The 20,453-nt window shown below is 69.2% G+C and carries 17 protein-coding genes and 1 riboswitch; of the genes, 7 read left to right on the plus strand and 10 right to left on the minus strand.

The annotated features are described in order from the left end of the window. On the plus strand, window positions 1-390 hold a 390-nt coding region (locus U9979_RS12180), incomplete at its 5' end, for an NUDIX hydrolase (RefSeq protein WP_322779478.1). Window positions 391-518: 128 nt separating this feature from the next. Here U9979_RS12180 and U9979_RS12185 read toward each other — a convergent pair. The 3 genes from U9979_RS12185 to U9979_RS12195 all read right to left on the minus strand — a co-directional run bounded on the left by U9979_RS12185 (window position 519) and on the right by U9979_RS12195 (window position 3,930). Next, a complete protein-coding gene (locus U9979_RS12185) occupies window positions 519-902 on the minus strand; it encodes a transglycosylase family protein (protein ID WP_322753963.1) in 384 nt (127 codons plus the stop codon). A 2-nt stretch (window positions 903-904) separates the two neighbouring features. After that, a riboswitch (cyclic di-AMP (ydaO/yuaA leader) is annotated at window positions 905-1,080 on the minus strand. Between the two features lie 496 nt (window positions 1,081-1,576). Continuing rightward, complete coding sequence (locus U9979_RS12190) at window positions 1,577-3,094, minus strand: multicopper oxidase domain-containing protein (protein WP_322779479.1); 1,518 nt, start codon at window positions 3,092-3,094, stop codon at window positions 1,577-1,579. 167 nt (window positions 3,095-3,261) lie between these two features. Beyond that, window positions 3,262-3,930, minus strand: a complete 669-nt coding sequence (locus U9979_RS12195; RefSeq protein WP_322779480.1) for a haloacid dehalogenase-like hydrolase — start codon at window positions 3,928-3,930, stop codon at window positions 3,262-3,264. Window positions 3,931-4,011: 81 nt separating this feature from the next. Between U9979_RS12195 and U9979_RS12200 the strand changes: the two genes are divergently transcribed. After that, the gene (locus U9979_RS12200; RefSeq protein ID WP_322779481.1) at window positions 4,012-5,238 is read left to right on the plus strand and encodes a hypothetical protein; all 1,227 of its coding nucleotides are present in this window, start codon (window positions 4,012-4,014) and stop codon (window positions 5,236-5,238) included. A gap of 67 nt (window positions 5,239-5,305) precedes the next feature. Here the strand turns inward: U9979_RS12200 and U9979_RS12205 are convergent, their stop codons facing one another. The 4 genes from U9979_RS12205 to U9979_RS12220 all read right to left on the minus strand — a co-directional run bounded on the left by U9979_RS12205 (window position 5,306) and on the right by U9979_RS12220 (window position 9,980). Next, a complete protein-coding gene (locus U9979_RS12205; protein ID WP_322753967.1) occupies window positions 5,306-5,500 on the minus strand; it encodes a DUF5703 family protein in 195 nt (64 codons plus the stop codon). 85 nt (window positions 5,501-5,585) lie between these two features. Then, the gene (locus U9979_RS12210) at window positions 5,586-6,827 is read right to left on the minus strand and encodes a hypothetical protein (RefSeq protein ID WP_322779482.1); all 1,242 of its coding nucleotides are present in this window, start codon (window positions 6,825-6,827) and stop codon (window positions 5,586-5,588) included. 33 nt (window positions 6,828-6,860) lie between these two features. Beyond that, window positions 6,861-8,453 carry a glycosyltransferase family 39 protein gene (locus U9979_RS12215; protein WP_322779483.1) on the minus strand — a complete coding sequence of 531 codons (1,593 nt, stop codon included), beginning with the start codon at window positions 8,451-8,453 and terminating at the stop codon, window positions 6,861-6,863. A gap of 33 nt (window positions 8,454-8,486) precedes the next feature. Beyond that, on the minus strand, window positions 8,487-9,980 hold the full coding sequence (locus U9979_RS12220) for an NAD(P)/FAD-dependent oxidoreductase (protein ID WP_322753970.1): 1,494 nt from the start codon (window positions 9,978-9,980) through the stop codon (window positions 8,487-8,489). A 200-nt stretch (window positions 9,981-10,180) separates the two neighbouring features. Between U9979_RS12220 and U9979_RS12225 the strand changes: the two genes are divergently transcribed. Beyond that, window positions 10,181-11,635, plus strand: coding sequence for a glycosyltransferase 87 family protein (locus U9979_RS12225; protein ID WP_322779484.1), 1,455 nt, complete (start codon window positions 10,181-10,183; stop codon window positions 11,633-11,635). Here U9979_RS12225 and U9979_RS12230 read toward each other — a convergent pair. Both U9979_RS12230 and U9979_RS12235 read right to left on the minus strand, forming a co-directional pair. Continuing rightward, window positions 11,632-13,428, minus strand: a complete 1,797-nt coding sequence (locus tag U9979_RS12230) for a glycosyltransferase family 39 protein (RefSeq protein WP_322779485.1) — start codon at window positions 13,426-13,428, stop codon at window positions 11,632-11,634. The two genes, U9979_RS12225 and U9979_RS12230, sit on opposite strands and share 4 nt — an antisense overlap. Before the next feature lie 87 nt (window positions 13,429-13,515). Further along, window positions 13,516-15,666, minus strand: coding sequence for an AAA family ATPase (locus U9979_RS12235; RefSeq protein WP_322779486.1), 2,151 nt, complete (start codon window positions 15,664-15,666; stop codon window positions 13,516-13,518). A 98-nt stretch (window positions 15,667-15,764) separates the two neighbouring features. Here U9979_RS12235 and U9979_RS12240 point away from each other — a divergent pair, with 98 nt between their 5' ends. The 4 genes from U9979_RS12240 (at window position 15,765) to U9979_RS12255 (ending at window position 19,470) form a co-directional block, all read left to right on the plus strand. Beyond that, window positions 15,765-16,544: an MSMEG_4193 family putative phosphomutase gene (locus U9979_RS12240; protein ID WP_322779487.1), complete on the plus strand. Its 780-nt coding sequence runs from the start codon at window positions 15,765-15,767 to the stop codon at window positions 16,542-16,544. A gap of 5 nt (window positions 16,545-16,549) precedes the next feature. Next, window positions 16,550-17,365, plus strand: coding sequence for an SCO1664 family protein (locus tag U9979_RS12245; RefSeq protein WP_322779488.1), 816 nt, complete (start codon window positions 16,550-16,552; stop codon window positions 17,363-17,365). A 66-nt stretch (window positions 17,366-17,431) separates the two neighbouring features. Then, window positions 17,432-18,688 (plus strand): cysteine--1-D-myo-inosityl 2-amino-2-deoxy-alpha-D-glucopyranoside ligase, encoded by a 1,257-nt coding sequence (gene mshC, locus U9979_RS12250; protein ID WP_322779489.1) that lies wholly within the window; start codon window positions 17,432-17,434, stop codon window positions 18,686-18,688. After that, window positions 18,688-19,470: a hypothetical protein gene (locus U9979_RS12255; protein WP_322779490.1), complete on the plus strand. Its 783-nt coding sequence runs from the start codon at window positions 18,688-18,690 to the stop codon at window positions 19,468-19,470. Before mshC ends, U9979_RS12255 begins: the two co-directional genes overlap by 1 nt. Here the strand turns inward: U9979_RS12255 and U9979_RS12260 are convergent, their stop codons facing one another. Beyond that, entirely contained in the window at window positions 19,471-20,313 is an 843-nt protein-coding gene (locus tag U9979_RS12260) for a PAC2 family protein (RefSeq protein WP_322753978.1), read from the minus strand. It abuts the gene before it with no gap. Between the last annotated feature and the right edge of the window lie 140 nt (window positions 20,314-20,453).

Genomic DNA, 20,453 nt, shown 5'->3' on the forward strand with positions numbered 1-20,453 from the left:
CGTTTCGTCGGCACGGGCGGGAAGTTCTGGACGCTACCCGGAGGCGGCATCGATCACGGCGAGGATCCGCTGGCCGCGGCAGTACGTGAAGTCGAGGAGGAAACCGGGTACGACGTCGTGATCGAATCACTGCTGGGTGTGGACTCGATGCGCAGATGTTTTCCGCGCGGCACCGGCGGCACAGTCGACCATCACACCGTGCGGATCATCTACACGGCCCGGGTGGTCGGCGGCGTGCTTCGGCATGAGATTGGCGGTTCCACCGACCAGGCCGCCTGGATCGATGTCGATCAGATCGACACCCTCGAGCGGGTTGATCTCATCGACATCGCGTTGGAGCTTGAGCGGACCAGACCGCCGCACGGCCAGGCGGCTGGAAAACATTCCTGACCGGCAACGCGACCGGCCGGGGGGAGATCCCATTTGGCAGAATCTCCCCCCGGGCGCCGTCGAGACCGCTTGAGGCCGCCGGGCGTGCGAGAAGAACATGATCGCACGCCCTTTGGCCGTCGAGCCTGTTAGGCCTTTCCGGCCCAGCAGTGCTTCGAGGCGTACCAGGGGCTGGTGCCCTGCTGCGCGTACAGCATCCGCGCACGCATCCACTGCTCGGAGGCGCTGGCATTCTGCGGCAGGCCGGACCCGCCGACACCGTGCCAGGTACCGGGCAGGAACTGGAACAGTCCGCCGGCGCCGATCGAGTTGACAACGCTCGGGTTGCCACCGGATTCGCACTTCGAAATGGCGGCCAGCGCCCCGTCCGCGGACGGGGCCGCACTTGCCGGCTGCGACAGCGCGACGCTGCCGCCGCCGATGGCGGCAACAAGTGCCGGCACAGCGATCAATACCCGGGCCCGTGCTTTGATTCGACTGATTCCACGGTCGCCGGAACGTACGTTGGACATGTAGATGTCCTTCCCCACGCCTGCGAGGTGAGCTGTCGGATTCGGGCTGGGAGTGCCCGGCCGCGATGTGCGGCTTCACCCCGAGGACGCCTGACGTCGACGTCCGAAAGTGGTTCCCCCGTTCCTGCCACCGGTCTGGTTTTCATCGGACGGGGGCAGGATTCGGCGTGCCGTCCGACGCGTGCCTTCCTCTCGAAGGCACGGCGAAGACCATACGTGCAACGACGGCCCAGAATGCAAGGTTACGTGAAGAGGCACACAGTCCGTATCCGATGTTGATAGCAGCTACGGCTGCCGGTAACGTGCGCGTACTCGCGCTCATCCCTACTGTGGCCTCGTCCCGCCGGCGATATTGTGACGGGGCTGCCACCTGTCGGGTAAAGCCCCGCCTTACGCGGTACGTGGGCAGGCGGATCGACTGCGTGGCTATCCGGCGGTGATTGTACGACGGCGCCGGAAAACCCGGTGTCGACGGCGCCGTGTATCGTGTCGGCAATATGCACAATGGATGTCCGACCGCAGCGCTGCCACGGCCCACAGGAGGCCCGACCCGCGAGAGACGCGGGCCCGGACAACTGGGGAATCCCGACATATCGCTGGCCAGGCCCGCTGCGAGGCAACGGCGCGGGCCTGGCCAGCGATGACCAATGCCAATGGGGTGGACGGTGTGGCTGTCAGCCCATCGTCCGACTGCGGCGGCGGCGGACGATCCTGCGGCCGGCGACCATCACGACGATGGCGGCTACCGCCGACGCAGCGGGAACGGCGGACGGGGGGTTGGCTATCCCGCCCTCACCCGCCGAGACAGCACCCTTGGGCACCGGCATCGTTGTGGCCCCCGACCCGGACGCCGATGCGGTGGTGCCGGTACCGCCGGTGCTACTGCTGCCTGTGCCTGTGCCTGTGCCGGACACGACCTGGTACCGGGTCAGCATGCCGGCGGTGATGTGCTCGTTCACGTGGCAGTGAAAAAGCCAGATGCCGACGTTGTCGGGTACCATGTCGGCCGCTGCCATGGTACCGGGGAGCAGCGGAACGGTATCCATCCGCATTCCGCCCACGACCGCGTCGTTGCCATGCCAGTGCGGGGTGTGCAGGTCCTGCTCACCGCCCATACTCATCAGGTACCAGCGGACGTGCTCGCCTTTATTGATGGTGATCATCGGCTCGTTGCCGAAAACGTAGCCGTTGATGGCGTGCCGCAGGTTGGACCGGACGAAGTTGCTGTCGTCCTGTGACGGATACGGCGGCTGGGCAAAACGGCGGAGGTTCTCCTGAAAATACGGGCTCCAGTTCTCGTTCGTGATTGTGAACAAGGTGAAGATCTCACGGTCGACGTCGGCGGGGCTGCCGTCCGGCCGCGCCTTCCCCTTGGCTGTGATGACCATCGGGCCGGTGAGTCCGGCATAGGTGTCGGTGACCTCGCTGGTATGGGAGTGGTACATCCACATGACCGAACTACCGTCGTGTGGGCCCGGGCCCGCCCGGTCGGGCACCAGCCAGGTGTAGGTGTGCGTGCCTCCGGTGGGTACGGCATCGTCAAGCTTGTCCACCCCGGAGGTGTTGTCGGCGTAGGGCGTACCCTCGTTCGCCTTGGTGTAGAAAACACCGTGCGGATGCATACTGTCAGAAATCTTGCAGGCGTTGCGGAACACCACCTTGATGGTGTCGCCGACCTCGGCCCGGATGACCGGGCCCAGGAAGCCCTGGTACGCATCCTGCGGGGCGCGCGGGGCCAGACTGGTGAAATTCGCGTCTGTGTAGCCGCGGTAGAGACACTTGAGATAGCTCGTTCCGATGCGTCCGGGTCCGGATTGGACGTACGTCTTCGCTGTCGAGTCGAACGCCTGACCGGTGATGTCGTCGCGCCCGTCCGGGGCGTAGTTCCAGACGACCTCATCGGCACCGACATAGTAGGTGCGCACCTGTCCGGTCGGATGGAATGCCGCACCGCCGACACCATCCCAGTAGGACGTGCCTTCCGGACTCGGCATCGCCATGCCGGCCATGCCGGCCATATCGGTGGTTTTCGGCTGTCCGCCGACAGCGGCTAGCGCCGTGGCCGGGCCGGAGATGGCCAGGCATATGACGAGTGCAAGGGCGCCGGTAAACCCTGCTCCGGACGATGGACGCCAGGCGGGTGGACCTTTCGCCGCCCACCCCCGGCCTGCGGTGCTGCCGTCAATACGCATGCGCCATCCGGCGCGGAATCGTGCTGTCACGGTGGGTGACAGTAGCGGCCGGGAGCCGAATCCGGCGGGTGCACCACGCGAACCAGTTAACACATGTAGAAGAAGGTGCTAGGGCAGGTCTGCTACCCATTGGCAACCGTCTACCGGGGTTCCCGCCGGACCGGGCCTCACCAGTGGACGATCCGCAGCCGCCCGCCGAGCGCCCGCTGTGCACGCCATGCGACCCTTCCGGCGGGATTGACCAGTATCGCCTGGTTGGCAGCCGCCAACATGGGCAGATCGGCCAGCGAGTCGCTGTACGCGTGCTCCCAGGGCGGCTCAATCCCGTAGGCGGCAAGCTGCCGCGGCTTGCGCGACCCGTAGTTGTGCAGGCTGCCCCGGCCGACGCCGAACCGGCCCCAGGACAGTCGGGACGAAATCAGTTCCACCTCGCCCAACCCGAGTCCGTCGAGAACCGCACGGGCGAGATCGTGTTCACATGCCGTGACGACCACGACCCGATCACCCGCGCCGGCATGGCGGCGCAGGGTGGCCACGGCCTCGGGTATCGCCACGCCGCCGTCGACCGCGAGATCCCGGCCGAACGCCTGTGCCCGCGCCCGGAACCGCGGGGCGTCGAAGCCCAGCAGCGCAAGCCTCATGATCATCCGTGCCGCGGCCGGGCGGAGCGGGCGCACCGCCAGCAGGGGCGTCACCGGCACGACCAGAGCCGTGCGCCACGGGGACTGCGACAGGTGGCGACGCAACAGTCGGGTGAACGTGTCACCGCGGACCAGGACGCCGTCAAGATCGAACAATGCGACCCCGGTAACCGCTGCTTCGGACGGTTCGCTCACTCGTGCATCCTTGTCCTGGTCGACCGTGTCCTGGCCGACCGTGTCCCGGTCGACGGCCGCTCACGGAATCTGGAACGGACGGTGAGCACTATCATGACCGAGGGTGTGGTGGTCAACGAGACCGATCCGGCCACATGCGCATACCCGGGGTGCGCCCAGCCACCGAGTGCTCCGGTCGGGCCTGGACGGCCGCCCGCGTACTGCGATGACTCCGCACACAACCGACTCTCCGCCTACCGTCGGCGGCGGGACATTGCCGGTATACCCACCGCCACCGCGACGGTGAGTCCGACAGCGGCCTCCGCCGGGCTCACCGGCGGCGCACGTCCACGAGCCGACGCGCTGGCGGGACAGATCACGGCGTTGGCCACCGGGCTCACCCGCGCGCTGGACGGTTTCGTCCGCGAAATGGCGACTCTTGGCGATATTGCGGCTACGGAAGCCCGTGTCGAGACGGTGGAGGCGGAAGCCGCCGAGCGGGTCGCCGAAGCCGTCGCCCGGGCGGTCCGGGCCGAGCAGGCCGCCCGCGGTGCGCAGGCAACCCGGATCGAGGCCGAAGCGGTCGCCGCCGAGGCGGTAGCAGCCGTGGACCAACTCGACGAGCAACGGATCGGTCTGGAGGCCGAACGCGACGTGCATGCCGCGGCCCGTGACCAGGCGCGAGCAGCCCTTGACGCCGTCCAGACCGAAGCCGCAGCGGCCCTCGGTGCGGTGCGGCGCGACGCCGACACCCGGGTCGCGCAGGTCCGACAGCAGGCGAACGCGGAAATCAGCCAGGCCCGTCAGGTGGCGGACGCAGCCGTCGCAACGGCGCGCAGCGAAGCCGCGGCCGCACTCGCGCACACCCGGGAGGAAGCCGTCCAGGCCGTGGCTGGCGCCACCGCGGCCAGAGACGCAGCCCTGGCCCGGGCGGACGCGGGTGAACGGACCACAGCCGAGGCGCGAGCCGAGGCTGACCGGCTGCGCCTGGACCTGGTTCGCCAACAGGAGAGCACCGACACCGCAATCGCCCGCATCCAGGCCGACGCCGACCGGCGGCTCGACCACGCCAACCGGGTGGCGGACGAACGCCAGGGGGTGCTCGTCGAAGGCAGAGCGGATGCCCGTGCCCGCGCCGAACGCGCGGAACGTCAAGCTGATGATCTTGCAACGGAGCTACGCGCGGTGCGGGCCGAGCTGGCCGCCGTGCGCGACAGCCTCGGCGGGCCGGCGACTGCCGGCAAACCCGCAGATCAACCCCCGGAGCAGCCCTCGGACCAGCCGACAGCCCCGCCTACCGGCCCCGGTCACCTGGCACCGGGTGCTTGACACCGGGTGCTGATCCGCGCTCCGTGGCCAGGTAACCTCGCGGTGGCCAGGTAACCTCGCGGGACGGTCAGGTCGGTAGATATCCGGGAAGTCCACCTTTACGCCGGGCACGACGCAGGACGACCCGCCGGGAACCATCCGGCAGCAGGCGGAGCCGCTCCAGTTCCCAGTCACCGAACTCGGCGTGCAGGGTGAGCACCGCCAGCGCCTGGCGTCGGTCGGTGCCAGGCGGCAGATACAAACGCTGGTACTCCACGTCCATGACGCCACCGTAACGACAGGGTGGACAACGAGAGTGATGAACCCGATGGTTCACGCCGCCTGTCTACCCCGAGCGACACGACCCGTCATGGTACGTAAAGACCGAGAAACGCCAGCGACGCGTACACCACCAGCATCGCGGCGCAGACCGCAAGGACGATGCGCAGGACGTCGTCGCGTCGGGTGAGCCCGGCCACGACAAAAAGGTATGGAAAGGTTCCATATACGTACCGTTCACTTGAATCAAGGTTACTGCCAGTGAGTACCGCGGCCGTCGTCAACGCGGCCCACAGCGTGTAGGACGCCGGCAGCGTCCGCGCCATCACGACGAGCAGGACCACGGACAGCGCCAACCATGGCACGTGCAGGCCCGTACCCACCTGGCCGTGGATGATGCCCCGGACCGCCGCCCAGAGCACAGCGGCGGGATTCGACGAGCTGCCGTGCAGCGACTCCTGTCGTTGTAGCCGCAGTGGCAGCAGAGCATCACCATATGCAATCTGCGCCCACAACCCAAAGAGCGCGAAGCCGGCTGCGGGTGCGAGCACGGCCGCTGCCCGGCGCAGCCGGTCCGTGCGCGCGACTGCCCCCAACCCGCGAAGGGCCTCGAGTGCCGCCGGTGCCACCAGGAGGATGCCGACCGGTCGGCACAGCCCCGCAAGCAGCCCACAGACCGCGGCGAGTTCCCACCGCCGGGTCCGCAGGCCCGCGAACACACCAACGGCCAGCAGCCCCCACAATGCCTCGGTATAGCCCATGACCAGCACGAACGCGGGCGGTGCCAACGAGGCGAGCCACACCACCCGCGAGGTTGCCGCCGGGTCGAGACCCTCGGAGCGGGCCAGCCAGGCGAGCGCCGCCACAAAGACAAAAGCGATCATGTTGACCAGGACGAGCAATATGCCGCCGGTATGGCCGCCCAGGCCGGGAACCACGGCGACCGCCCGGACCAGCAGCGGCAGCAGGGGGAAGAAACGCAGCCCCTGCCCGCCGACCCCGGCGTATCCGTGCTCGGCGATACCTGCGTACCAGCCGGCATCCCAGCCGAGCAGGCCGGTCAGCCGGAACGGCGTGGCAACCGTTGGATGCAGCGCGTCATGTCCCGCGGCGAGCTGGCCGCTGATGTAGCGGGCCAGGGCGTACGCGGCACCGGTCACGATGCGGGTGGCACACCAGGCGAGGGTGATGTCGCGTAGCGGCAGCGTCCGTAGCGGCGGCGTCCGCCATCCCCGCGGGTCTGGTCCGCCCCGCGGGGGCTGCGCGGGACGCACGTCCGCCGCCGACGGCGCGAAGAACCACGATCGCACCGCCGACGGCGATCCAGCCATCGATCCCAATGAACCCAATGAACCCAATGAAGGTCAGGGCTGGAAGCGTAGGAGGGTGAAGTTCTCCCACACCCTGGCCGACTCGCCCTGGCGCATCACCTCGTCGGCCAGTGGACGCCTGTCCTGCAGACGGCCACGGACCTGGGTACACAGGGTCTCGTACGTCCGGTAGGCACCCGACCCGGCGAAGAACACCGTGTGGGCGGGGCCGGCCTGCGCGAGTGCCCTGTCGGCGAGGACAACGCCGTTCGCCTTCGAGTTACGCGTCTCGTAGTCCGTCCAGTCAACGCGGTCCGGCGGTAGGTAGGTCGGGACGACATACACGTGCATCCAGGACGGAACGGTGCGGGACAGGCCCGGACCGAGCTGGTCCGGGCAGACCAGCAACACGTCGCCGGGCCGCCCGATGCGTTCGAGCACGCCCGCGGCCTGCATCGCCTGAGTGCGGGTGCGGGACAGGTCGCCATAGCCACCGACAAGCCCGAGCAACGCACACACGACGATGATCCCGCGGAACAGTCGACTGTCCACGACAACGGTCGCACCGAGGCCGATGACCAACAGGAACGGCACGAACGCGGTGGCGGTGTACCGATCCGCCCAGGCGTTGCCCACCACCTTTCCCGCGGCCACCGCGACGAAGAGCGTCACCGTGGCCAGGAAGAACAGCGTGCGACCCGGTTCCATACCCTTCAGGTCGACCAGGACGTAGCGGCCGTCGACCGCCCGGCCGGCGATCCCCGCGGCGGCGAGCCCGGTGATGAGGAACAGCAGCGTCCGCCCCTGGGTGGTGGGACCGCCCGCCCACTGCCCGTAGGCATGTGAGATCGCCGCGAAGGTCGCCGGTTCTCCCCATGGCGTCCCGGTGTGCGCCATCTGGTAGAAGAACCCACCCAACCAGGGAGCGAACACCAGGGCCCCACCGGCGATGCCGGCCAGTGCTGCCAGCGGTGGCCGGACACCCCACGCCGCCCGCGGCCTCACCACAATCAGCGCAAGCCAGCCGGCCACCGTGAACAGCAGGTAGAAGCACCAGTAGTGGGTGAGCGCCAGCATGCCGGAGCACAGCGCCAACGCGGCGACCGAACCCGCCGAGCGCCGCTTGAGCGTGGCTTCCAGTGCCAGCCCGCCAGCTGCGGTCAGCAGCACCACCAGGCTGTACATCCGGGTCTCGGTGGCGAAGTACAGCGCGAACGGTGAGGTGAGGTAGAGCACCACCGCCACCCGCGCGGCGCGCTCGCCGACGACACGGCGAGCCAGCAGGTACAGCGGCCCGGCTGCGGCCAGGTTCGTCAGAGCCGACAGTGTCCGCACCGCGAACGTGCCGACTCCGAACAGCTCGATCCAGCCGTGCAACAGCAGGTAGTACAGCGGCGGCGAACCATCCTGGCGAAGCCCGTCAAACAGCGTTGTGCCGGGCCCGGTCAGCGGAAGCCGCGCAATGGCGACACTCTGCGCCTCGTCCAACCACAACGCCTGGCGGGCGGAAAAACGTACCGCCACAGCTGTGACAACGAGAGCGAAAATTATTGTCTTGAAGACAACGCCGTCCCGTTGTACGCGAGGCCGGCTCCCCTCGGCCGGCCCCGGGATGTTCTCCAACGGCCGTACCGCGACGTCGGTCACGGTCAGTTCCCCCTCTGGTTCCCGCGACGCCGACTAACGCGGTTCCTTCGCGTAACCGGGAGAGACCTCTTCGTGATAGTCCTCTTCCACGTTGACGCTCCACACGTCGTGCTCGGCCCCGTCAGCGAGGTTCTGGACGGTAAGCAGCGCAGTGTACATGGAGTGGTCCTGATTGTTGTACCGATGCATACCGTTGCGGCCCACCGGGTGAACATTCGGTGTGGCCTCGGCCAGCCATCCACGCATGATTTCCACGTTCTTCTTGTAGTCCGCGTCGTAGAACGGGTATGCCTTCGGCATGCGGACCACGAAACCGCGTTCCACCTGATCGGCCGGAACCAGACCCAACTGGGCGAGTTCCTTGGTGGCCAACGCGATCAGGTCTTCATCGGGCATCGACCACGTCTCGTCGCCCTCGAAGACGAAATACTCCATGCCGAGGCAGGTGCGTCCCTCCTTTACCAGGAACGGCGACCACGACGCGAAGTTCTGGATGCGCCCGACCAACAGCTCGGGCGAGTGCACGTATATCCAGTTGTCCGGAAAACCAGCGGACTCGGGCACCACCAGCGCGACGGTGAGGAAGTCGCGGTAGCGTAGCGCGTTTGCCGCCGCCAGCACGTGGTCGGGGGCGGGCGGATCCATTACCCGGATCAGCGAGGAGAACGACATCGACGACACGATCTCGTCCGCACTGTAGCGGTGCTCGGACCCGATGTCGGTCCGGGACGCCTCGGGCGCGCCCGCTCCGGGGCCGTATCCGCCGGTGACCACGGTGGTCACGCCGCTGGCCCGCCCGTCCGCATGGTGGATCTTGCGGACCTTCTCCTCAAGTATGATCGTACCGCCGCGCTCGGTGATCTTGTCCGCCGCGGTCTCCCACATCATTCCGGGCCCGTGCTTCGGGTACTGGAATTCCTCGATGAGAGAGGCGATGTCCTTCTGGTTCCGCTTCGGCATGACCGCGTTCACGATGGCATTGGACAGCGAGAGGTTCTTGATACGCTGCGCCGCCCAGTCAGCCTCGATCGTGTTGGCCGGCACCCCCCACACCTTCTCGGTGTAGGTCTTGAAGAAGATCCCATAGAGGCGCCAGCCGAAACGGGACGCGACCCAGCCCTCGAATTTGGTCTGGTCCTTCGGCGGCCGGACCCTCGCCCAGAAGTAGGAGAAGATGCATCGCGCCGCCTCAAGCACGCCGAGGCCGCGCAGAGCATTGCCGGCGCGCAGCGGGTAGTCGAACAGTTTCCCGTTGTACATGATGCGGCTCGACCGCGGGCGCATCAGAAAATCCTCATCAGGCAGAATCTCGTGCCAAAGAGTCTCGACCTCGGGCACCTTGGTGAAGAACCGGTGCCCGCCGATGTCGAAGCGCCAGCCTTCACGCTCCGCGGTGCGGCTGATACCTCCCACCACCGAGTCACCTTCGAGAACCGTCACGGGTACGTCCCGCTTCACCAGCTCCCAGCCGGCTGTCAGACCTGCCGGTCCGGCTCCGATAACGACGACCTCGGGCTTTTCGGCCACTGTGCCTGACCTCTCCTCAACTCCGCACGCGATGGTCATCCGCGCGACACACTTAGAACACCGCTGGACAATAGTCCGGCTCGGCTTCTCAGTCTGGCATGAGCCGCCCGGGCACCTGCCCGCACCCCCTCACGATTGCCACCGCGCGATCTCGGCCAACCGGCTCGGAGTCGACGCGGCGACCCGGTAACGACTCTGGCATGGTGCACGTCATGGCGGCGTTCCTACCCGGCCGGGCGAACAATCCGACCACGACCTGCGGGTGGTTACGCCGGGACCGCCCGGCCGGGGGGACGCCAGGCCCGCTGCTGCTCGGCTGGTGTGCCGTCGCGGCGGGCATCGCCGCGGGCGACGGGCGCGGCCCATGGCCGCTGCCGTTGGTGCTGGTTGGCTGGGGTGCGGTGCTCGTCGGTGTCGCCAACGCGGGCGTCCCGGACCCTGGCCTGAACCCTGGCCCGGACCCCGACACGGACGCGCGCCCTGGCCGCGGGACGCCGTGGGTGATGCTGGCCGTGGTCCTCGCGGTGGGGGTGGCGATGCGTCCCCGGTACTACGCCGGCGGCGGATGGGCGTCCGTCTCCGATGCGCTCGGCGTGGCCGGCGGTCTGCTCACCGCCGGGTCGATCCTGGGGTGGCTGCGCCGGGCGCCGGGCGACCGCGCCACGGCGCGGTGGCTGGCATCACCGGCGTGCTTCTGGCCGGTTGTCGGCCTCATGACGGCCGCCGGCGTCACTATGATCATCGCAGCGCCGCAGCCGCGCATCGACGTCTTCCATCTCCTGCAGGTCTCCGCCCGCGGCCTGGTCGACGGCTCGGACATGTACCGCCAGCAGTGGGCGCCCAGCCGCGCCGGGTATCCGGCGCACCAGTTGTTCGACGTCTACCCGTACCTGCCGGGCACCACGCTCCTCCTCGCGCCCTTCCGCCTGCTACTCGCCGACGTCCGCTACGGCCTGCTGCTCGCCTCGGTGGTCACGGCCGTCGCCATCCGCGCGATCATGTCTCGGGACGACGCGCAGGCAGGGACGAGGCTCCCGCCGGCGCTACCACTGCTCGTACTGGCCTTCCCCGGCTCCATGTACGCCCTCCAGCAGTCCTGGACTGAGCCGCTGCTCACCGCGTGCATCAGCCTGCTGGTGTGGGCGGTGACATCGGGCCGGGGCCGCTGGGCGGTCGTCGCGTTCGCCGTCGCCCTCGCCAGCAAGCAGCACATGGCACTGCTGGTCCCGGTCGCCGCGGCCTGGCCGGCGTTCGGGCCCAGGCGCGCGCTGGCATCGGTCGCGCTGGCGGCCGCCGCCGTCGCGCCCTGGGTGGTCGTCGGCCCGTCGGACTTCTGGGGAGACGCGGTGCTGACCAACCTCCGCTATCCCGTCCACGGGGATTCGCTGTCCGTGCCCGGTGTGCTCGCGCACACGGGGATCACCACCGGTTTCGGCCCGATGGCGGTCGCGCTGACGGTCGCCTACTGGCTCGCCTGGCGGATGCGGGCCGGCGCCGCGGAGTTCTGCGCCGGTGCGGGCGTCGTGCTCCTCACCCTGGATGTCATGAACAAACAGTCGTACTTCAACCACTACACGCTGCCGATGGCCCTGCTGGTGACCGCGCTCGCCGCGGCGGGCGAGCGCCGGCCCGGACCGTCGGCCGTGCCCGCTTAACGCAGGGTGGAGAAGCGCTCCAGCGCCGCACCTTCGTAGACCATGCGGCGATCGACCTGCAGGGTGCGGTCACGCAGGGCGGCAAGCTGGTCGGACACGACCGCGCAGGCCCCCTCCAGGGTCTTGTAGCCGTCCGCGCGCACGAGGAACACCGCGTGGCCAGGTCCGGCCATGGTGTTGACCCGGGCGGCGAAGTCCGCGCCGCTGGCCCGTCGCATCCGAGCGGCGTAGTCGACCCAGTCGACCAGTGCCGGCCCGCTCGCGTCGGCATAGACGATCTGCTTGAGATCAGGATCGCCGTGGCGTTCGATGGCCCGGAACACCGCCGGACCCAGCTGGTCAGGGCAGAAGGCGACCACGTCGCCGGGTCGGGCCAGCGCCACGATCCGGTTCGCGATCTCCCCGGCCTGGGTACGTTCCTGCCGCGCCATGTTCCAGCCGCCGGACAGCCCCGTCACACAGACAATCGTCAGGATGGCCGTGCGTACCCGCCTGGGCAACTGGCCGATACCGAGTGCGGCTAGGAGCAGGAAGGCCGGCAGCGATATCCCGGTATAGCGTTCCGTATAAGCACTACCACCGGTGGTGTTGACCAGGTAGGCGAGGGCGAGCGGGACGAGCCACAACGCGACCAGGTAACGTCCGGGCACCCGTCCGGTCGGGACGATGTGCAGCCCGTCATCCTGCGGCCGGCCCGTCAGGCCAAGCAGCGCCGCTCCGAGCAGAACGACCCCGAGCAGCGCGCCCGTGGACGTCGGTCCGGCCCAGTCGAACACCGTGTCCAGCAGGACCTGCGCCTGTACCCGCGCCGCCCACGGCGTGCCCGTGTGCAGCATCTGAAACAGGAAGGACGGCATCCACGGTGCGAACACCACGGCCGACGCAAGCATCGCCAGCAGCGCGGACAGCGTCGGGCGACGGACGGGCGCCCGTCCGCGCGATCGGACCGCGAGGAACACCGCAACGGTGGTGACCAGCAGAAACGTCCAGTAGTGCGTGTAGACCAGCGCCGCGGTGGACACGGTCAGCACCGCCAGTCGGCGCCGTGTCGGGCGTTCCAACGCCCGCACCAACGCGAGCCCGAACAGCAGCACCAGCAGCACCACCAGCGAGTACATCCGGGTCTCGCTGCCGTACCGGATCGCGTATGGCGAGCACGCGAACAGCAACAGGGCCGCCGTCCCCACCCGCCCGGGCGTGGCGCCGTCACCGCTGCCGAACATCGCCGCCACCCGCCCGACCCGCCGCCCGGCGATCCAGGCGACCGGCAGGGTGATCAGCGACAGGATGCCCGACAGCGCCCGGACCGCGACGTCCCCGGTCCCGAACAACCTGATCCACATGTGCAGGAGCAGGTAGTACAGGGGCGGCGAACCGTCGTGGCGCAGCGCGTCGAGCAGCTGACCGACCGGTCTGCGAGAGATCTCCACCGTGAGCGATTCGTCCAGCCACAGGTGGCTCGGCGTGACAAACCGCAAGGACGCGCCGACCCCGATCGCACCCAGCACCGCGGCTATCAGCAGCTGGCGGATCCACCGGTCCCGCATCGGCGTCCATCTGGGCGGCACTGACCAGCCGCCGGCACCTCCGGGGTCGAACACCGGCCGGCGGTCGGGCCGCTCGAGATCGCGCCGAACCGCAACCTCCGCCCGGGGCCTAGTGGTCGGCGCCGTCGCCACGGCCGATGGCACCGGTGCCATCGCGACCGGTACGACGGACACGGATGTCGATGCGGGCACGTCCGCCACCGGACTCCCAGAAAGGTCGGTGCTCACCACCGAGACGGTACCCACAGTGTCACCAGGCCGATCGGCCATGTCAGCCGCTCGACGCACCGCATGGTCGGCATGGTCGGCATGGTCGGCGGGGTAGCGGTCGGCTCAGTGCCGGTCGGCGAGGTCGTCCGGGTCAACCGGGATCTCCTGCGCGAGCATGACGGGCAGAAGCGTGCAACGCTGGCGACCGTCGGCCTGGCGCACCGCGCTGCGCAACGCCGGGCCACCCACCGACACCACCGACAGATGCCGCTGGGCCCGGGTCAGCGCGGTGTAGATCAGCGGGCGGGTCAGCATCCGGCCCGCCTCCGGCGGGAACACCGCCACCACGGCCGGCCACTCACTGCCCTGAGCGCGATGGACCGTGACCGCCCAACCGTGCCGCAGATCTCCGACCGCTCCGCCCGGGACCTCGACATCCCCGCCGGGAAAGGCCACCGTGAGCGCGCCTCGATCACCGACGCCGCGTACCACCCCGATCTCCCCGTTGGCGAACCCGTCGTCAAGATGGTTCGCGGTGGCAACCACCCGGTCGCCGACGTCGAACCCGCCCGATGCCCCCCCAGCCGGTGCCCCGGCACCGGGGTTGAGTACCTGCTTGAGTGCCTTGTTCAGCGCGGCCGTCCCGGCGGGTCCACCGTGGACGGGAGTCACGACCTGAACGTCCGCGACGGATATTCCCAGTGCCCGCGGGATGGAGTCGGTGACAAGCTGGACAACCCGGTGGGCCGCCTCCCCGGCACTGCGGGCGGGAACCGCCACCACCTCGCGGTCCGGCCCGGACGGGGGAGGCGGGAGCTCACCCGCGCGGACCGCCATGGCGAGCGTCGCGATCCCACCGCCTTCGGACTGCCGGTAGAGCCGCTGCAGTTCGGTGACGGGCGCCACCTGCGCCGCGAGCAGGTCTGCGAGCACCCGGCCCGGACCGATGCTGGGTAGCTGGGCGGGGTCTCCGACGAGCAGCAGATGGGTACCGTCGGCGCACGCGTCGAACAGTGCGGCGGCGAGCTCAGCGTCGAGCATGGACGCCTCGTCGACGACGACGAGGTCGGCCTCGATGGGATTCTCCGCGTCGCGGGCGAAGGCTCCCGACGTTCCCTGCGCCGCCAACAGCCGGTGCAAGGTGCTCGCCGGCCACTCACACAGCTCCTCCAGGCGTTTGGCGGCCCGCCCGGTCGGAGCCGCCAGGGCGATCCGCGCGCCGGCCGCGTGGGCGAGGCGCACGACCGCGGCTACCGTCCGGCTCTTGCCGGTCCCCGGTCCGCCGGTGAGCATGCTCACCCCGACTTCGAGCGCGGTCCGGGCCGCGTGCAGCTGGGTCTGATCAAGGCCGGCCAGGACGGTGGCAAGATCGTCGGCGCCGCCACCATCGCTGGCGCCGTCGTTGTCCGGATCCCCGCCCTCATCCTCATCTTCATCTTCGGGGTCGGGGTCGACGCCTTCCTCCGCGAGGTCGTCGAACATCCCCGGATGGTCAACCGGCGCCGCGGCGGGCACCGGTACCGGGATGGCCGCCGGCGCTGACCGCGTGCTCCCGGGGCTCAGCGGCTCGGCGATGGCCAGCAGCCGGGCGACACCCTCGGCCACCGTCCGCTCGGCCCCGGCGTACCGGTCGAGCGCGGCCAGCTCACCGTTTATGATCACACGGCCATCTTCGATCGCGATACGCAGCGCCGCGCCCGGGTCCGCGACACCGTCGCGGGCCGCCGTCCGCACGAGCATGTCCAATGGCGCCGCGGTGTCACCGAAGCGGGAGGCGGCCCGACCGAGCAGGTAGGCGACCACAGCCGGGCCACGCCGGGGATCGTCACGCCCGGCGCCCGTCGCGCGGGCAAACCGGTCGGCCTGGGCGAGTTCGGCCTCGCCGCCGGCGAGCAGTGCCCACGGATCCGCGCTCAGCGCGTCGGCCACCCCCGGCCCGAGCTCGTCGACCAGCCTGCGCACCAGGCGGGCCGGCAGATCGGCCGCGACGAGCAACTCGGCCGCGCGATAGGCACCGCCGGCAGCGGCAAAGGAGTCCACTAACCGCCGGGCCCGCGCAGGGGTGACGCCCTGGACCGTTGCCAACCGGGTCGCGTCGACGTCCGCCGGGCCCCGGATCCCCGCCTCGGGTAGCCGGGCGGCGGTCGTCCGGCCGAGCCCCGGCCACAGCCCCGCCGCGCAGAACGCGCCGAAGACGGTCACCGGATCGACCGCCGGAACCTCACCCGGTGGCGCACCGGGGGTCTGGTCAGTCAGGCTTGTCTCGGCTGCCATTGCGGAAGCCTACGGCGTGCGTCGAACGTCGTCGTTCGGTCGGTGGGTAGGGATCCCGGTGGTGCGTCGGGCTAGGATACGTTCCTTGTGGATGCCAGGTGACCACCGTCCTGCTCGTCCGTCACGGTCTCACCGCTGTAACGGGGACCGTTCTACTCGGCTGGACTCCGGGCGTCGGTCTTGACGACCGCGGTCAGGCACAGGCCGCGGCGCTCGCGCAGCGCCTCGCCTCGGTACCGCTGACCGCGATCGTCTCCAGCCCGTTGCAACGCTGCGAGGAAACAGCCCTCGCGATCGCGGAGCACCACGGCAAACCCGAACCGTGGGACGACGGTCCCGTGCTGACCATCGACGACCGTCTGGGGGAGTGCCGCTACGGCGACTGGACCGGTCAGGAGCTGACGACGCTGACCAAGGACCCCCTGTGGCGGACCGTTCAGGAGCACCCGAGCGCAGTAGTTTTCCCCGGGCCCGAGGGGGAGGCTCTGCGTGACACCCAGCATCGCGCGGTCGCGGCGATTCGCGACTGGAACGCACGCCTGGGACCGGATGCGGTCTGGCTCGCCTGCTCCCATGGCGATGTCATCAAGTCGATCGTCGCGGATGCCATGGGCCTGCACCTGGATCTGTTTCAGCGCATCTCAGTGGATCCCTGTTCACTGACGGCCATCCGCTATACCGAACATCGCCCGTTCGTCATCCGAGTGAACGACCGGGGTGGTGCGGTAGCGGACCTGCTGCCAGCCCCGCGGACTCCCGGTGACGCGGCTGAGGGTGACGCCGTCGTCGGCGGCGGTGACGGGCAGGGCGGTGCTGCAACGAGCCCCGCGCCCGGCGGAGGGCCACCGGACAGTCGTGAACATGAGCGGCGAGACTGAAGGACGTGAGCGAGTCTGTATCCAGCGGTGCGCCCGGCGGACGCCCGCCCCTCGATCCGCTCGACGCCGGCGGGCTCGACGCCGCCGGCGCGCTGAGGCTCCTGCGTGACGGTACGATAACCGTCACGGGACGGCTGGTCGAGGCCAGTAATGCAACCTTGTACTGCGAGATCAGTCTCGTCGGCGTCGGCGACGGCGACGGCGACGGCGACGGCGACGGCGACACCGGACGGTGCGTCTACAAGCCGGTCCGTGGCGAACGCGCGTTGTGGGACTTTCCGGACGGGACGCTCGCCGGCCGCGAACGTGCGGCCTATCTGCTCTCCGAGGCGACCGGCGCGGGGATCGTGCCGCCCACGGTGCTGCGGGACGGCCCGTTCGGCCCGGGCATGGTCCAGCTCTGGATCGACATCGACGAGACCGTCGACCTGGTTGCGCTGGTCCGGTCCGATGACCCCCAGCTGCGGGCGATCGCGCTGTTCGACGCCGTGGTCAACAATGCCGACCGCAAAGGCAGTCACCTGCTGCCCGGCCCGTCCGGGCGGATCTACGGTATTGACCACGGCGTGACGTTTCACGTCGAGGACAAGCTGCGCACGCTGCTGTGGACGTGGCGGGGACACCGGTTGCGTGCCGACGAGCTCGAACTCCTGGCCTGCCTGCGGGAGGCGGCCGGCGGCAGCCTGGGCGCAGCCCTCGCCGCTCTGCTCACCGATGCGGAGATCGCGAGCCTGCGCGCCCGGATCAACAGGTTGCTGACCGAACGCCGTTTTCCGGTTCCATCCGGGGACTGGCCGCCCATTCCCTGGCCGCCGTTCTAGGGCCGTCGGTAGTAGCTCTGACGGCAATTGGGCCTGTCTGACATGGACCCGGCTACGCTGACACGCATGCGATCCTGGCCGGCCTCCGCACGCTCGCAGCTTCCCGGTCGAGGATTCCCGCTCCGGGTTTTCGACACGGCGACCGGCTCGGTACGCCCGCTCGAGGCCGGGCCGACGGTCCGCATGTACGTCTGTGGGATCACCCCGTACGATGCCACGCATCTCGGGCACGCATTCACCTACCTCACCTACGATCTACTCACGCGGGTCCTGCTGGATGCCGGCCACGAGGTCCATTATGTCCAGAACATCACCGACGTCGACGATCCACTGTTCGAACGGGCCAAGCGCGACGGACTGGACTGGCGGGAGATCGCCCGGAGTCAGACCGACCTGTTCCGGGCGGACATGACCGCACTGCGCATCCTGCCGCCGGCCGCATATGTGGGGGCGATCGAGTCGATTCCGCTGGTCATCGAACTGATCGAGAAACTGCGCGGCCGTGAGGCCACCTACCGGGTGGACCGTGACATCTACTTTCCGATCGAGGCTGCCCCCCGTTTCGGCAAGATCTCCCATCTCAGTTTCGACGCGATGGTCGAACGGGCCGCCGGCAACGGCGGCGACCCTGACCGTCCCGGCAAGAAAAACCCGCTCGACCCCCTGTTGTGGCGCGCCGAGCGCCCCGGCGAGCCGGCGTGGCCGTCGCCGTTCGGACCGGGTAGACCGGGCTGGCACATCGAATGTGCCGCCATCGCCCTGACCTATCTGGGTGCGAGCATCGACGTCCAGGGCGGCGGTACGGATCTCACGTTTCCCCACCACGAATGCGGCATCGCCCACGCCGAGGTCGCGACCGGTGTCCAGCCGTTTGCACGTACCTGTGTGCACACCGCCATGGTCGGTCTCGACGGCCACAAGATGTCGAAGTCGAGGGGAAACCTCGAGTTCGTCTCCCGCCTGCTGGCCCGCGGTGTACCACCGGCGGCGATCCGGATCGCGCTCCTGGACCACCATCACACGATCGGGTGGGAATGGACTCCCTCGGCCGTGGACGTCGCCCGCGAACGGCTGGCCCGATGGCGGGCGGCGGCCGGCCACGCGCGCGGACCCGATGCCCGTCCGCTGCTCGACCAGGTGCGTCGGCACCTGGCCGACGATCTCGACGCACCGGGTGCCGTCGCCGCTGTCGACCGCTGGGCGAGCGCCGCACTCGCGGCGGGAGGTGATGTCCCGGACGCCCCGGCTTTGGCGCGTGCAATCATCGACTCGCTACTAGGGGTGGACATTGAGCCGGTCGTGGCTGGAGGACGTTCAGTTTGATGGGTGCCGACTACCACCGGACCGACACCGGAACCGACGCCGAACGGCCGAGGTTCGATGAGGTGGCGCGAGGTTATGATCCACGTCAGGTTGAGGAATACCTGGCCACGCTGTGGCGGTATGCCAGTCAGGTGACGCAGCGGGCGGCCGCGGCCGAGGCGGCCCTGCACGCCGATCGCCGCCGCCGCGATGGCGAGGCGACCCTGCCCGATCGGCTCGCCGCGCAGGCAGGTGGCCGGATCGGCCTCATGCTGACCATCGCCCATCAGGAAGCCGATGAGATCGTCACGGGTGCCCGCGCCATCGCGGAGCAGGCGTTGGAGGAGGCCATCGAGGACGCCGCCGCCAACCATCCGATCGTGCGTAAGGCCCGTGAGCAGGCAGACAAACTACTCCTCGACGCGGTCGAGGAGTCGCGACAGCGCGCCCAGCAGCGCTTCGACGACATCGAGGCACAGATCTCGCAGGTGGCGGGCATCCTCGAGGGGTTACGCCACCAGCAGGGCGAGGTTCTCGGCGCACTGTTGCGGGTCCGCAGCCTGATGAGCTCCAGCGAGATCGACCGTGCGGTCACGGACCTGGCGCGCGCCGGCACGACGACCGGCACGACGACCGGCACCGGGCGTGCGCAGACCTCCGAGCAGTCCGGGACGAGTGCAGCGCACGATGTGACCGGAGCCGACCCTGGGTTCTTCGCCCGGGCATCGGCGGCGACGGATACCGCTCGGCCAGCCTATGGCAGCGAGGACGACATCATCGACGCCGAGGTCGTCGAGGAGTAGTCACTGACCCCGTCTGCGCAGGTACCGTTCGAACTCACGGGCGATCGCGTCCCCGCTGGCTTCGGGTAGTTCTGTCTCGGGTTCGCGTGACTCCAACGCGCGCACGTACTCGGCAACCTCGCTGTCGCCCGCGGCGAGCTCATCGACCTGACGCTCCCACGCCCGGGCCCGTTCGGCCAGGTCACCCAGGGGGATCTCCATGTCCAGCAGGTCCTCGACCCGCCGTAGCAGGGCCAGCGTCGCCTTCGGGCACGGTGGGTTCGCCACGTAGTGGGGGACCGCGGCCCAGAACGACACCGAGGCGAGCCCGGCCTTGGAGCATGCCTCCGCGAACACCCCGACGATGCCGGTGGGACCCTCGTACTTCGACGGGTCCAGCCGCAGGCGTGCGGCCGTGGCCGGGTCCCCGGCGGTTCCACTGATCGGCACCGGGCGGGTATGTGGAGAATCCGCGAGCAACGCGCCGAGGCTGACGACCATGTCGCTGCCGAGCGCATGAATCGCCTCGATCAGCTCGTCGGTGAAGCCCCGCCAGCGCATGTTCGGCTCAAGACCACGGATGAGGACCAGGTCGTTGTCGCCATGGTCGGGGCGTGCGACCGACAGCCGTGTCGTCGGCCAGGAGATTTTGCGGGACGCACCGTCGGTGCCGCTGACCGTGGGACGGTTGACCTGGAAATCGTAGTAGTCGTCCGGATCGATGGCACCGATCACCTTCGCGTCGAGCGCCGACTCCAGATGCTCGACGGCCGCGGACGACGCGTCCGCGGCATCGTTCCAGCCCTCGAAGGCAGCCACTACGATCGGCGACCGTAGCTGACCGACGCCGGAGAACTCGATCACCTGCCACCTCCTGCCGCCCCGCGGCGGCCCACTGCCCCCGTGACAGTGCAACGGTACGTCCTACGTTGGTGCGTGCCGGTGGGTCCCTGCGACCCGCTGTTCCAGAAGTACCCGGTCGGCGGGCCGATCTGACCTGGTCT

Source organism: Protofrankia sp. Cas4, assembly GCF_963555915.1.
Taxonomy (GTDB): Bacteria; Actinomycetota; Actinomycetes; order Frankiales; family Frankiaceae; genus Protofrankia.